This window comes from Streptomyces sp. SID1328 (assembly GCF_009865595.1).
In the GTDB taxonomy this organism is placed as follows: Bacteria; Actinomycetota; Actinomycetes; order Streptomycetales; family Streptomycetaceae; genus Streptomyces; species Streptomyces griseoluteus.
The window spans coordinates 1-13,407 of record NZ_WWKH01000581.1 but is presented as its reverse complement, the minus strand read 5'-3'; the positions used below and the strand labels follow the sequence as shown (position 1 = coordinate 13,407).

The 13,407-nt window shown below is 71.8% G+C and carries 15 protein-coding genes; 4 read left to right on the top strand and 11 right to left on the bottom strand.

The genetic code is table 11. The features are described 5' to 3' along the window. The first annotated feature begins 7 nt into the window (after window positions 1–7). Window positions 8–1,153, top strand: coding sequence for a hydrogenase formation protein HypD (gene hypD, locus GT030_RS18190; protein WP_161201986.1), 1,146 nt, complete (start codon window positions 8–10; stop codon window positions 1,151–1,153). Beyond that, entirely contained in the window at window positions 1,146–2,219 is a 1,074-nt protein-coding gene (gene hypE / locus GT030_RS18185) for a hydrogenase expression/formation protein HypE (RefSeq protein ID WP_161201984.1), read from the top strand. The genes hypD and hypE overlap by 8 nt, the downstream gene beginning before the upstream one ends. 55 nt (window positions 2,220–2,274) lie before the next feature. Here the strand turns inward: hypE and hypA are convergent, their stop codons facing one another. The 11 genes from hypA to GT030_RS18130 form a co-directional block, all read right to left on the bottom strand. Then, entirely contained in the window at window positions 2,275–2,622 is a 348-nt protein-coding gene (gene hypA, locus GT030_RS18180; RefSeq protein ID WP_130330627.1) for a hydrogenase maturation nickel metallochaperone HypA, read from the bottom strand. 7 nt (window positions 2,623–2,629) lie between these two features. Then, complete coding sequence (locus GT030_RS18175) at window positions 2,630–2,830, bottom strand: hypothetical protein (protein WP_161201983.1); 201 nt, start codon at window positions 2,828–2,830, stop codon at window positions 2,630–2,632. Between the two features lie 20 nt (window positions 2,831–2,850). Then, a complete protein-coding gene (locus GT030_RS18170) occupies window positions 2,851–3,057 on the bottom strand; it encodes a hypothetical protein (RefSeq protein WP_030813382.1) in 207 nt (68 codons plus the stop codon). A 37-nt stretch (window positions 3,058–3,094) separates the two neighbouring features. After that, on the bottom strand, window positions 3,095–3,679 hold the full coding sequence (locus GT030_RS18165) for a DUF5947 family protein (protein ID WP_161201982.1): 585 nt from the start codon (window positions 3,677–3,679) through the stop codon (window positions 3,095–3,097). Next, window positions 3,676–4,248: a NifU family protein gene (locus GT030_RS18160; RefSeq protein ID WP_161201981.1), complete on the bottom strand. Its 573-nt coding sequence runs from the start codon at window positions 4,246–4,248 to the stop codon at window positions 3,676–3,678. The genes GT030_RS18165 and GT030_RS18160 overlap by 4 nt, the downstream gene beginning before the upstream one ends. Next, window positions 4,241–6,034 (bottom strand): nickel-dependent hydrogenase large subunit, encoded by a 1,794-nt coding sequence (locus GT030_RS18155; RefSeq protein WP_161201980.1) that lies wholly within the window; start codon window positions 6,032–6,034, stop codon window positions 4,241–4,243. The genes GT030_RS18160 and GT030_RS18155 overlap by 8 nt, the downstream gene beginning before the upstream one ends. A gap of 69 nt (window positions 6,035–6,103) precedes the next feature. Then, window positions 6,104–7,195, bottom strand: coding sequence for a hydrogenase expression protein HypE (locus GT030_RS18150; RefSeq protein WP_161201979.1), 1,092 nt, complete (start codon window positions 7,193–7,195; stop codon window positions 6,104–6,106). Between the two features lie 83 nt (window positions 7,196–7,278). Continuing rightward, complete coding sequence (locus tag GT030_RS18145) at window positions 7,279–8,742, bottom strand: hypothetical protein (protein ID WP_202460229.1); 1,464 nt, start codon at window positions 8,740–8,742, stop codon at window positions 7,279–7,281. Window positions 8,743–8,870: 128 nt separating this feature from the next. Then, a complete protein-coding gene (locus tag GT030_RS18140; RefSeq protein WP_161201978.1) occupies window positions 8,871–9,533 on the bottom strand; it encodes a DedA family protein in 663 nt (220 codons plus the stop codon). 670 nt (window positions 9,534–10,203) lie between these two features. Further along, window positions 10,204–11,229 (bottom strand): CU044_5270 family protein, encoded by a 1,026-nt coding sequence (locus GT030_RS18135; RefSeq protein WP_161201977.1) that lies wholly within the window; start codon window positions 11,227–11,229, stop codon window positions 10,204–10,206. Then, window positions 11,226–11,855: an RNA polymerase sigma factor gene (locus GT030_RS18130; protein ID WP_161201976.1), complete on the bottom strand. Its 630-nt coding sequence runs from the start codon at window positions 11,853–11,855 to the stop codon at window positions 11,226–11,228. The genes GT030_RS18135 and GT030_RS18130 overlap by 4 nt, the downstream gene beginning before the upstream one ends. A 149-nt stretch (window positions 11,856–12,004) precedes the next feature. On the opposite strand from GT030_RS18130, the gene GT030_RS18125 reads away from it, so the two are divergent. Continuing rightward, window positions 12,005–12,277: a hypothetical protein gene (locus GT030_RS18125; protein WP_161201975.1), complete on the top strand. Its 273-nt coding sequence runs from the start codon at window positions 12,005–12,007 to the stop codon at window positions 12,275–12,277. A gap of 666 nt (window positions 12,278–12,943) precedes the next feature. Next, window positions 12,944–13,407, top strand: a 464-nt coding sequence (locus GT030_RS18120) for a transglycosylase SLT domain-containing protein (RefSeq protein ID WP_161201974.1), incomplete at its 3' end; no start/stop codon positions are given.

Below are 13,407 nucleotides of genomic sequence, written 5' to 3'. Positions count from 1 at the left end.
CGAACCGGTGAAGTACATCGACGAGTTCAACGACCCCGCGCTGGCGCGCCGCCTGCTGGACGAGATCCGGGCCACCGTCACCCGGCCGTGGGCCCTGATGGAGGTGTGCGGCGGCCAGACCCACTCCATCATCCGCCACGGCATCGACCAACTCCTGCCCGAGGAGGTCGAGCTGATTCACGGGCCCGGCTGTCCGGTGTGCGTCACCCCGCTCGACGTCATCGACAAGGCCCTCGCGGTCGCCGCCCGTCCCGACGTGATCTTCTGCTCCTTCGGCGACATGCTCCGGGTACCCGGCACCGACCGCGACCTGTTCCGGGTCAAGGGCGAGGGCGGCGACGTACGCGTGGTGTACTCCCCGCTCGACGCGCTCGAACTGGCCCGCAAGCACCCCGAGAAGCAGGTGGTGTTCTTCGCCATCGGCTTCGAGACCACCGCACCCGCCAACGCCATGGCCGTCCACCAGGCCCGCAGGCTCGGCCTGGACAACTTCAGCCTGCTGGTCTCCCACGTCCGGGTCCCCCCTGCGGTCGAGGCCATCATGACCGCGCCCGAGTGCCGGGTGCAGGGCTTCCTCGCGGCCGGGCACGTGTGCAGCGTGATGGGCACCGCCGAGTACCCCGAGCTCGCCGAGCGGTTCCGGGTGCCGATGGTGGTCACCGGGTTCGAGCCGCTGGACATCCTGGAGGGCATCCGCCGCGCCGTGCACCAACTGGAGCGCGGCGAGCACCGGGTGGAGAACGCCTACCCCCGTGCCGTGCGCGAGGAGGGCAACCCGGCCGCGCTGCGCATGATCGAGGACGTCTTCGAGGTCACCGACCGCAACTGGCGCGGCATCGGCCCCATCCCGGCCAGCGGCTGGCGTCTCGCCGAGGCATACCGCGCCTACGACGCCGAGCACCGCTTCGACGTCACCGGCATCCGCACCGAGGAACCCGCCGTGTGCCGGGCCGGGGAGGTGCTCCAGGGCCTCATCAAGCCCACCGAGTGCGAGGCGTTCGGGACCGCCTGCACCCCGCGCACCCCGCTCGGCGCCACCATGGTCTCCAGCGAGGGCGCCTGCGCCGCCTACTACCTGTACCGCCGCATGGAAGGCGGCCCCATGCCGCGCGGATCACGCGGTCCGCGTAAGGAGATGAACCCCGTTGGCTGACCTCACCGACGCCCCCGCGATCGACCCCGCCAACTGGACCTGCCCCGCCCCCCTGCGCGACCAGGGGGTGGTCGTCATGGGCCACGGCGGAGGCGGCGCCCTCTCCGCCGAGCTGATCGACCAGGTCTTCGCCCCCGCCTACGGCAATCCCACCCTCGCCGGACTCGCCGACTCCGCCGTACTCGAACTCGGCGGCGCCCGGCTGGCGTTCTCCACCGACTCCTACGTGGTGCGCCCGCTGTTCTTCCCCGGCGGCTGCCTCGGCGACCTCGCCGTCAACGGCACTGTGAACGACCTGGCGATGAGCGGCGCGCGGCCCGCCTACCTGTCCACGGCGTTCGTGCTGGAGGAGGGCGTCGAACTGGCCGTCGTCGACCGCATCGCCCGCGCGCTGGGCGCCGCCGCCCGAGCCGCGGAGGTCACCGTCGCCACCGGCGACACCAAGGTGGTCGAGTCCGGCCACGGCGACGGCGTCTACGTCACCACCGCCGGCGTCGGCCTCGTACCCGACGGCGTCGACATCCGTCCCCAGCGCGCCCGGCCCGGAGACGCCGTTCTCATCAGCGGACCGATCGGGCTGCACGGGGTCGCGGTGATGAGCGTGCGGGAGGGGCTGGAGTTCGGCGTCGAGATCGCCTCCGACACCGCGCCGCTCGCCGGTCTGGTCGCGGCCATGCTCGCCGTCACCAAGGACGTGCACGTCCTGCGCGACCCCACCCGCGGTGGCCTCGGCGCCTCACTCAACGAGATCGCCCGCGCCTCCGGCACCGGCGTCCGGATCACCGAGCGGGCCGTGCCGGTGCCGGACGAGGTGGCCAACGCCTGCGGGTTCCTGGGCCTGGACCCGCTCTACGTCGCCAACGAGGGCCGGCTCGTCGCCTTCGTACCCCGCGAGCACGCCGACGCCGTACTCGCCGCGATGCGCGCCCACCCGCAGGGCACCGGGGCCGCGCTGATCGGGGAGTGCGTGGCCGAGCACCCCGGCATGGTCACCGTCGCCACCGGGCTCGGCGGCACCCGCGTACTCGACCTGCCGCTCGGGGAGCAGCTTCCCCGTATCTGCTGAGCACACGAACCGGCCCCGTCCGCAAAGGGACGGGGCCGGTTCGCGCGTTCGGGGGTCAGGGCACCGCCTCCACGGCGGTGATCTCCAACTCCCGTCCGCTGCGCAGGTCCTGCGACGGCTGGTCGCAGGCGGGGCACCAGAAGAACGGCGGCATGCCCACCGCGAACTCCGCCGCGCACCCGCCGCACCAGGCCACCGCCGTCACCTGCTCGACCACCAGCCGGGCCGAGGCGAGCGAGGTGCCGTCACGGGCCACCTCGAAGGCGAAGTGCAGCGCGTCCGGCACCACACCCGCCAGCTCACCCACCCGCACGGTCACCGAGGAGACGTCCCCGGCGCCGTCCGCGCGGGCGATCTCCCCGGCCTGCTCCACGATCGCGGTCGCGATCGACAGCTCGTGCACCGGGGCCTCACGGGTACCGGCGGACCGCACGGCGGCCGCCGGTCATCCGGTAGATCTTGATCTCCCGGATGATGCCGGGGACCTCACTCACGACCAGCAGCAGCGTCAGACCGGCGAGCACGGCGGCCTGGGCGACGAGCACCCGCCGCCCCGTCCACAGGGTCCGCTCCGTCTTCGCGACAGCTCGCGCGGCTTTTCCGATCTTCATGGCGCTCACTTCCTGCCCTCTCATCCCGGTGGGATGTTCGGCATGACGTCGAGAATGGCGTTGTGCCGCTTGGTACGGACACCCGTGGAGCGGCGCGAGTCGGCGGTGCCGTCCTCGTGATGGCCGACCTGCTCCTGATAGGGGCCCCTGTTGCCCTCGTGCAGGCCCGGCACGTGTGTCGGCGTGTCCGGCTTCACCTGGGGACGGCCCACTCTGATCCTGCCCATGATCGTCTCCTCTCTGGGCTTCACGCATCTCTGGGCTTCACGAACGCTCGGTGAGCTCCGCGAAGAACCGTTCGACGGCCGGCCACACCCGGCCGCCACCGGAGAGCCCCTGCCACTCCGCGCGGACCAGGGCGACCATCCGGAAGCAGTCGTCGACGGGCACGATCCAGTGCTCCTCCTGGCCGCGCACCGTGTTGACCAGCAGCGCCTCCACGTCGGGTACCACGGAGGCGAGCGGCGGACACGCGGCGACCAGCCCCCGCCAGGCGTCGGAGTCCACCTCCCACCGCATGGCCCCGGCGGGGCTCGGCCCCTGCGCGGTCACCGTGCCGTCGGCGCGCGGCACGAAGAACACCAGACCGACCGGCACCCCCAGTGCCGCCGTGTCGACCGGCGCCAGCCGCACCCGCCGCCGGGGCACCAACCGGTACCGGCCGCCGCCCGAGCCCTGCCCGGCGAAGAGCACCGAGCAGGGACCGCAGACACAGCGCACCTCGTCGGCCGCCGTCTCGAACAGATGCGGATGCTCCTCGGCCACCGGTGCGGCACACAGTTCGCACGTCTCGGGCCGCCCCGCCCCGGCCGGGCCGGAGCGGATCAGCCGTGCCAGCGCCCCGCTCACCGCGCCTCCTGCGGACGCTCCGCCCGGCGCGTGGTCAGCGTGGCGAGCGGCACGAACGCGGGCGGCTTCACCCGCTCGGCCGTGACCGCCTCCACCGCCCCCAGCTCCGGAGCCGCGGCCAGTACGGTCGCCCGCACCACCTCGGTGACGTCCCCGCCACCTCCGCCGCACCCCGACCCGCAGCCACCGCCGCCGGAGTCGACCCGCACGCGGGCCACCTCGCCCTCGACGCCCAGCCACTGAAGGTCCCCGCCGCGCTCACGCACCGCGGGCCGCAGCCGCTCCACCGCACGCTCGGCCCGCCGCTCCGGCGGCTCCGGGTGCAGGGAGTGCAGCACCAGCAGATGCGCCAGCAGTTCGTCACCCGCGACCCGGTCCAGCAGGGCGGCGTCCGCCCCGTCGAGCATCCGGGCCAGCGCCTCCCCGTACACCTCGGTCAGCAGACCCACCGACTCCAGGGCCTCGGCGGAGAGCTGGCCGCTGCCTGACTCCAGTCGCTCCAGCAGCTCGTCCAGCCGGGCGAGCCGGGCCTCGACCGCCGGGTCGGCGAGCCGGGCGCCGTCAGCCATGGCTGGCGCCGTAGGTGGGGGAGTGCACGACGTCCAGCGTCTTGCCCTTGCCCATGTACATGTGGACGCCGCACGGCAGACAGGGGTCGAAGCTGCGCACGGTGCGCATGATGTCGACGCCCTTGAAGTCGTCCGGCCCGTTCTCCTCGAAGATGGGCTGGCCCTGGACTGCGTCCTCGTACGGGCCGGGGGTGCCGTAGATGTCGCGGGGGCTCGCGTTCCACGGGGTCGGCGGGTACGGGTGGTAGTTGGCGATCTTCTTGTCCTTGATCACCAGGTGGTGCGAGAGGACCCCGCGCACGGCCTCGTGGAAGCCGCAGCCGATCGCCTCGTCCGGTACCTCGAAGTCCTGGAACACCTTGGTCTCGCCCGCCCGCAGCAGCTCCATGGACTCCTCCAGGAACTGCAGGGCCATCGCGGCCGCGTACGCCACGAAGTAGGGCCGCGCCCGGTCGCGTTCGAGGGTGTTGCTCCACTTCGGGATGGACCACTCCAGCGTGGTCTCCGGGAGCGACTCGCCCTTGGGGAGCTGGATGCGCACCTTGCCGTTCGCCGCCTTGACGTACCGGGTGTCGACCAGGCCGCTCAGCGCCGTCGACCACAGGCGGGCGAGGGGGCCGCCGCCGGTGTCCAGGGCGAGGTGCTTGTCCGTCTCCTTGTGGTACCAGCGCGGGCTCATGACCCAGCTGTAGTTCCCGTCGAACTCGCGCTTCTGCGGCACCGGGACGGTCGTCTGGTTCCACGGGTGCCGCATGTCGACCGGGTTGCCCAGCGGGTCGTGGGTGACGAACGGCTGCTCGTTGACCCAGTCGTCGTAGAACGAACTCCCCAGCATGATGCGCATGTTGAGGTTGATGTCGATCAGGTTGTTGGTGACCAGTTCACCGTCGACGATGACGCCCGGCGTCACGTACATCGCCTTGCCCCACTCGTTCATCGAGGCGTAGCGGTAGTCCACGACGGCGGGGTCCTGCCAAGCGCCCCAGCAGCCCAGCAGGATGCGGCGGCGTCCGACCTCCTCGTAGCCCGGCAGGGCCTCGTAGAAGAAGTCGAAGACGTCGTCGTTCATCGCCACCGCCTTCTTGATGAAGTCGATGACGTGCATCAGCCGGCTGAGATAGTCGGTGAAGACGCTCGGCTGCGGCATGGTGCCGACCCCGCCCGGATACAGCGTGGAGGGGTGCACGTGCCGGCCCTCCATCAGGCAGAACATCTCCCGCGTGACCCGGCTGACCCGGAGGGCCTCCTTGTAGACCTCGCCCTCGAAGGGGTTGAACGCCTTCATGATGTCGGCGATGGTCCGGAAGCCGTGGATCTCCCCGCGCGGGGCGTCGGTGCGCTCGGCGCGGGCCAGCAGGCCGGGGTTGGTCGCCTTGACCATGGCCTCGCAGAAGTCCACGAACACCAGGTTGTCCTGGAAGAGCGTGTGGTCGAACATGTACTCGGCCGCCTCGCCGAGGTTGGTGATGTGCTCGGCCATCGGCGGCGGCTTGATCCCGTACGCCATCTGCTGGGCGTAGTTGGAGCAGGTGGTGTGGTTGTCCCCGCAGATACCGCAGATGCGCGAGGTGATGAACCCGGCGTCGCGCGGGTCCTTGCCCTTCATGAACACCGAGTAGCCGCGGAACAGCGACGAGGTGCTGTGGCACTCGGCGACCTCGCGGTTGGCGAAGTCGATCTTCGTGTAGATGCCCAGGTTGCCGATGATCCTGGTGATCGGGTCCCAGGACATGTCCACGAGCTGAGCGGGTTTGCGCCCCGTGGGCCGGGATTCGGTGGTCGTCATCTGCGGTACTGCCCCTCGCTGTCGGGGTGGTGCGGGTGATGGTGGGGTGCTGCCTCGGCCGGACCGGCGTCACGGACGCCAGTACGGGTCGTAGCCGCTGGTGAGCTTGGACTTCTTGTGCCGCCACTTGGGCTCGTGGTTGACCATCTCGTTGGTCACGCCGCGCAGCCGGCGCACGACCGCGCCGTACGGCTTGATGACCAGGGAGGACAGGGTGCCGCCGGGGGGTTCGTCCATGAACGGCATGAACGCGTCCGGGAAGCCGGGCATGGTGCAGCCGATGCAGATGCCGCCGACGTTCGGGCAGCCGCCGATGCCGGCCATCCAGCCGCGCTTGGGCACGTTGCAGTTGACCACCGGCCCCCAGCAGCCGGTCTTCACCAGGCACTTGGGGGAGTTGTAGTCGAGGCCGAAGTCGCCCTGCTCGTAGTACGAGCCCCGGTCGCAGCCCTCGTGGACGGTCTTGCCGAACAGCCACTGCGGCCGCAGCATGTGGTCCAGCGGGGGCGGCGGCGCGTCACCGGCGGCGTGCTGGAGCACCCAGATCAGGGTCTCCATGAAGTTCTCCGGCTGGATCGGACAGCCGGGCACGTTGACGATGGGCAGCCCGGCCGTCGACCTGTAGTCCCAGCCCAGGTAGTCGCCGAGTCCCATGGAACCGGTCGGGTTGCCGGCCATGCCGTGGATGCCGCCGTAGGTGGCGCAGGTACCGGCCGCGACCGTCGCCCACGCCTTCGGGGCGAGCTGGTCGATCCACCAGTTGAGCGTCAGCGGCTGTCCGGTCTCGAGGTCGTTGCCGAACGACGTCCAGTAGCCGTCGCCCTCGATGATGTCCTGATTGGGCACCGACCCCTCGATGACGAGGATGAACGGGGTGTCCAGCTCCCCGCGCGCCGCCGCCCGGTAGGGGGCGAGGAAGTCCTCGCCGCCCAGGCTCGGCGAGAGCACCTTGTTGACCAGGTTGACCTTGGGAAGACCGGGGATCAGGCCGAGCACCACGTCCTCGATGGAGGGCTGCATGGCCGCCGTCAGGGAGACGGTGTCGCCGTCGCAGCTCATCCCCTCCGAGATCCACAGGATGGTGATCTCGTCTATCCCCTTGTGTTCCTCGGATCGCCCGATGCGTTCACGGGCCGCGGTGGTGTGGCTCTCGGTGGTCATGTCGCCTGCCTTCGCTGTGGTCGGTCGGCCGCTGGGGAGTGGGTGTCGCCGTCAGGGGGTCCGGGGCTCGGGTCCGGCGGGGCTCAGGGCCGCGGCTCGGTTCCGTCCCCGAGCGGCTCGAGTTCGTCGGGCCGGAAGTAGTGGAAACGGCCGTACCAGCCGTGCAGTTCGGCCGCCGGATCGTCGTCGACGGTCACCGCCAGGTGCACGCTGCCGTCCACGTCGTGGAAGACCGCGGCCACCTCGGCGGTCCGGCCGACCAGGAACATGTCCTGGGCGTCCGCCCCGCGCAGCCGGGGGTTCAGCCGCACCCGGCTTCCGGTGCCGAGCGGGACGCCGTCCACGGTCACGGTGTCGGTCGTGGGGGACAGGCCGGCGTCGCCGCCCTCCTGCCACCAGGCGGGCCGCGCCCCGGAAACCTCTTCGGCGGCCGGGGCCAGAGAGCGGATCGCGCCGTGCAGGTTGGCGAACACCTCGGGCGGCATCGTGTCGACCCGGTCGAGGATGCGGGCGGCGCGCGGGTCGGTGGCCCGTGCCTCCGCCTTCTCCTCGTCGGTCAGCAGCATGGTGCGCAGCGTCAGGATCTCGTCGATCTCCGCCGCGTCGTGCAGATCGCCCGGACTCTCCGGCGCCACCTGCGGATGGTCCGGCAGGATGATCGGCGCCGAGAGCAGTACCGGCCCGGTGGCGCCGTCCGCGCTCTCCCCGGCCGGCCCGCCGAGCACGGGGAAGGTGAAGGCGCTGCGGCAGCCGCGCGCCCGGTGCCGCAACGCGGCCGGCGGGTCGGTCTGCGACACGAACTCCAGCCCCTCACCGGCCAGCAGGGTGTGCGCGGCGAGCAGCGCCTGCCGCAGCGCATGCGCGCGCGGGGCGCGGGCGTCCGGCGCCTCACCCGCGTTCTCGGTGCGCACGCACAGCCGGTACAGGCCGTCCGCGAGCTTCTCGGCCGCGACCGTGGTGTGCGCCCGTACGTGCTCACGGCGGCGCACCACCCGCCCGGCGCCCAGTTCCTCGGTGTCGACGGCCGGCGGCGCGGAGACCTCGGCGGTGCGGGGGCCGCGCAACAGCTCCGCCAGCGGCCACGTGAGGTCCACCTCGTACGGGACCGCCTCGTCGAAGCTCAGATGTGCCGTGCCGTCGTCCACGCGCAGCGACTCCACCGGCCGGTACTGCCCGTCCTCGCCCGGCGTCTCCACCTGCTTGCGCTGGAGTTGGAGGTACCGCACCCGCACCCGCAGCACCGCGTCCGGAGCCGCCCGCACCAGGCACTCGGTGCGCTGGTACCAGGAGTCCGCCGAACCGGAGATGCCCTCGGCGACCGGGCCGTCCGCCTCCACCCAGGTGCGGGGGAGGAGCACCCCGAACTGCCAGCGGACCCGGTTCTTCGCCGAGGAACGCCGGTAGGGATAGAGCAGGTAGCCCTCGTACAGCACGGCATCCGCGACCGCGCCCACCTGGGTGAACGGATCGCCGGACAGTGCCTGGGGGATGTCCTGGCCGGGCGCGGCGACACACGCGGTGCCGCCCTCGCCTCCCGCGTCAGCCATGCCGCCTCCTCGCCGCCGGTGCATGGGGCCATGTCTCCCACCGTGCTCCACCACCGTCACACCGCTCGCGCACCCTCGCCCCTTAGGCGGACCCTGGTTGAGCCGGGCGGGTGATCCGTGGGGGCCGCTCAGTCGCCGGCGTCGCCATGGCCCTGCCGGCCCCGGCCCCGGCCGCGCCGGGAGCGGACCGCTTCCACCAGGAGCGGCAGCAGCGAGACGGCGACGACCAGCGCGATCAGCGGGAGGAGGTAGTCGTCGACGTGGTCGACCGACGCGCCCAGCGCCCAGCCCGCCAGGACGAGGCTCTGCGACCACAGCACCCCGCCGACCGTCTGCCAGACGGTGAAGAGGCGCGTCGGCACCCCGAGCGCCCCGGCGGCGGGATGCAGCACGGAGCGCAGCATGGGTACGAACCGGCCGATCACCAGCGCCTTTCGGTATCCGTACCGGGCCAGCAGGCGTTCCGCCCGCCCCACACCCTCCCTGACCCGGTGGCTGGAAGTGCGGGTGAGCAGCGCCCGGCCGCCGTGCCGTCCGATGAGGAAGCCCACCTGGGCGCCCACCACCGAGCCCACGGCGGCGCAGAGCATCACCTGCCACAGGACCAGCCGGGGCGGTTGCCCGGCGTGCTGAACCGCGCAGAGCACCCCGGCGGGGAACAGCAGCGTGTCGCCGGGCAGGAAGAAGCCGACGACCAGCAGCCCGGACTCGGCGAAGGTCACCGCCAGCACGCCCAGGGCGCCGAAGGCGGCCAGCAGGGACGCGCTGTCCGTGGGGTTGACGGCGTTCACCCGCCCATCGCCTCCCGGCCCGCCGATCGGTCGTCCAACATCCAGTCTCACGTGAACCGTGCTCACGCGCCCGCGTACTGGAACAGAAGGAAGCAGTACGCGTGAAGCGGCCCCCTCCTGGTCTACGCCCCCCAGTCACAGCAGGCGATCGGCATGCGCGCCCTCGCACGGGAGCTCGCATGAGCAAGACCGGCCGGCTCGAAGCCGGACGCTCCGCCGGAAGCGGCATCAGCGCACGACGCCAAGCCGTCGCGGCAGCAACCGGCGCGCCCACCGACGCCGTTGCGCCCCCCCCAGAGCTCCTACGCCATCGGATCAGGGCGGCGAATGCGCGTGCTCTGTCCACAGGATGGCCCCCGAAGTATGCGGGGCAGGACTTCAGCACTCACCTGTACGCGCGCAGGGGCTGGGTTGGTGGCGAGCGAGGCGGGCTCGCCACCCGCATTGGCCGGGAGCAGCGGCTCGTAACCCTCTCGTCCGGCTGCCGGGTGGCTGCCCGCCGAACGGCGTTACCCGCCATGCCAAGGGGGCACACATCTCCCGCCCGGGCCGGCCCACCGGACGGCACCGGAACAGACGCGTTCGCTCCACGACCCGGAGGCTGCTGGGATGACGACGGCTCGCGAGATCATGACGGAAGGCGCCGGACCACCGTGAGGCTCGCGGGACGTCAGCGGGACGCGGCCCGGGCGGGCACCTCGCCCTTGGCGTCGACGACGCCGGTCTCCATCACGGCGCTGCTGCCGAACAGGGTCTCCTTCGTGATGCCCCGGCCGGGATCGGTGAGGTAGTAACGGGAGCCGAGCAGGGCCAGGGTCTCCTTGTCGAAGATCCACTCGTCGCGGGTCGCGAAGCCGGTGTCGTCGAGGGTGATGGCGATGCCGTGCCGGCCGGCCGCGTCGACGGCGTCCGGGATCTCCCGCACCCCGGGCAGTCTCGCGGCCGCCCGGTAGAAGGCGGCCGCGTTGGCGGGCGGCATGACGGCACCGCTGACCAGGTTCCCGATCAGGGAGAAGACCGCCTGGTCCCGGGACTCGCCCTCGACCGGCCTGGCCTCCTTGTGGAGCCGGCGCAGCAGGGCGTCGGGGTCGGTGGGCAGCGAGGCCAGCCACCGGTAGGTGGGGTGGTGAAGGCCCGCCGGGACGGCGTCGGGGGACTCGACGGGGAGCATCTGGTCCGGCATCATCGCGTCCTTGCCGCCGGCCCGGATCCAGCCGGTGACATGGAGCGGGGCGGGGTCCTGCGCGGTCCACCGTTCCTCGGTGTGCGGGGCCCCGAGCCGCACGGGGCCGCTGAAGTCGCCCCTGTTGGAGCGCTCCAGCGTCCTGACGTACACGAACTGGTCGTCCCGCACCCGGATCGTGTCGCTCGCCATGGCGGCCGTGGCGATCCGGTTCAGGGTGACGGAGGCGCCGGCGGCGGTCGCCGACGGGGTGGTCCCGGCCGCCGGGGCGCGGCCGTCTACGGAGACGGTCACGAGCAGGGCGCCCGCCAGAGCCGCGGAGGCCAGGGGCACCAGGACGGCCGGGCGGGCGAACCGGCGCCGCGCAGCGGGCCGTACCGGGGTCCGTAGGGAAAGGTCCTGACTCTGGTCCTGATCGATCTGCTGCATGAGTACGTCCTTGAAGTGACGGTGGCGCTCCGGCGGGAGGTCCCATTCCGCCGGGGTCGCCAGCAGTTCCTCGGCCTCGCTCATCGGGTCTCCTCCCGCAGGAACAGGGCCGCGAGCGCGGCCTCACTCTCCATCTCTCCGTGGGCCGGGGGCGGTTCCGCCTCCGCACTCAGCCGGGCGAGCCGGGCGCGCGCCCGCGACAGCCGGGACCGTACGGTCCCGACGGGCACGCCCAGGGCCTCGGCGGCCTGCTGGTAGTCGAGGCCGGCCGACACGCACAGCGCGAACACCTCGCGGTCCTGCCTCTTGAGCCGGCCCAGGGCGCGGTGCACCAGCGCGAGCCGTCGCGCATCGTCGATCCGGCCTGCGGTCTCCTCGGCGAAGTCCTCGACCGGGCGCGGCTCCGGACTGCGCGCCAGGAACGCGAGCCTGCGCCGCAGCCCCCGGTTGGCGTTGTACGCCTTGTGCGTGGCGATGCCGAGCAGCCAGGGCTTGAGCGAGCCGCCGTCCGGCTGCACGCTCTCCCTGGTCCGCCAGGCGGCGAGAAAGGTCTCTGACATCGCCTCCTCGGCCTCCGCCCAGTTGCCGGTCAGCCGCAGGGCGTGGTTGTAGACCGCCCGCGCGTACCGGTCGTACAGCTCGCCGAAGGCCGCCCGGTCCCCGGCCCGTATCCGTGCCCGCTCAGGTTCAGCCGTCTCTGTTTCCCTCACACCGGTAACGCTCCGCTCCGCCGCTCCGAGTTCCTGTGTGCTGAGTCACATGGCGTGCCGTGCGGAGCACATACGCTGCGCGCCACACCTGCCGGCGGACGCCAGTGGCCACGCGGCGGCGGACGGCGGTTGGTCCCGCGCACGCGGGGATGCTCCGCCGCGTCGGCCCCGACAACAACCCCCGCCTGCTCGAACTTGACGATCGCATTCGTGTCTACCGGATCGAACCCGCCCTCATCGAGGGCCTGCAGCGGGCCTTCGCCCTCGCTGACGCCCCATCCGATCAACGGCCGGCCCGGCATCCGTCGCCGTGGCGATCGGTGCAGCTCAAGCCGCCAATGGCGGTGCCTGGCAAGAGGGTTGGCTGGAAGGATTTCTCGGGCGCTGCCCGTGGAGGCGTCTACCTTCCCAAGGAGGGCTGAGGCAAGCGCCCTTGGCGTGGTGAAGGGGGGAGTGGTGTCGCCAGGAGAAGAGAAACCCGACGCGGCCGACAGTGTGACCGACGCGCGTAAGGCGATCATGGGTGTGTTGGAGGGGTCGGTGACCGACCTGACGGTTGTCGAGGTTCGCGGCAGCGCTGGTGGCTGCCGGAGCGCGCTTGGAAGCCTGCCTGGCGGAAAACCGCCTGGATGCGCTGAAAGTCATGGGGGCGGTGTCGTTCCGGTCGGACACCAACCAGGCGCGCCGCTGGGCCGCGCCGCGTTTCCGAGCTGCACTGTGCCCCCTTCCGGGTGGAGCAAGCCCGGCCGGAAGCCGGATTTCCCGGCCCTCCGCGTGACGCCACCCACGAGAGGTAGGTCACGTCCTAAGCGGGATCGTAGAGCCGCACAGCGTCCTAAGTGCGAGAAAGCCGCGAAATGACCGAATTGCGAAATTTCTACGCTCTTGGGTAGTAGGTCACATTCTTGCTTTCCGTTTTCTCGGTCGCTAACCATGTTTCTCGTCGCCGCAAGCAGCGGGTCGGGCCGGGCGGGATCGCCGGGGCCGCCCTTGTTCGCCGCGCTGTGCGGGGCCTCGCCCCGACGCCCGACAGGCCGCGACCGGATGATCCGGCCGGCGCCTCAAAGACGTCCCGTAGGAGACCCCCCATGACCACGATCACCGCTGCGTCCCGCCTCGCCCGTCTGCGCAACCTGGCCGTCACCGGCCTGGTCACCACCGGCGCCGCGGCCGCGGCGCTGACGCTGACGCCGGCCGCTGCCCACGCCGCGGAGGCGCCCAAGGCCGCCCCCGCCATCGCCTCCAAGGCCGCCGACCCCGCCGGTGCCAAGGGTGCCGCGAACAACCTCGACGGCTGGATCAAGCAGTCCCTGACCATCATGAAGGCCAAGGGCATCCCGGGCACCTACGAGGGCCTGCACCGCAACATCATGCGCGAGTCCAGCGGCAACCCCAACGCCCAGAACAACTACGACGTCAACGCCAAGAACGGCATCCCCTCCAAGGGCCTGCTCCAGGTCATCGACCCCACGTTCAAGGCATTCCACGTCGCCGGCACCGCCAACAGCTCCACCGACCCGGTCGCCAACATCACCGCCGCCGCCAACTACGC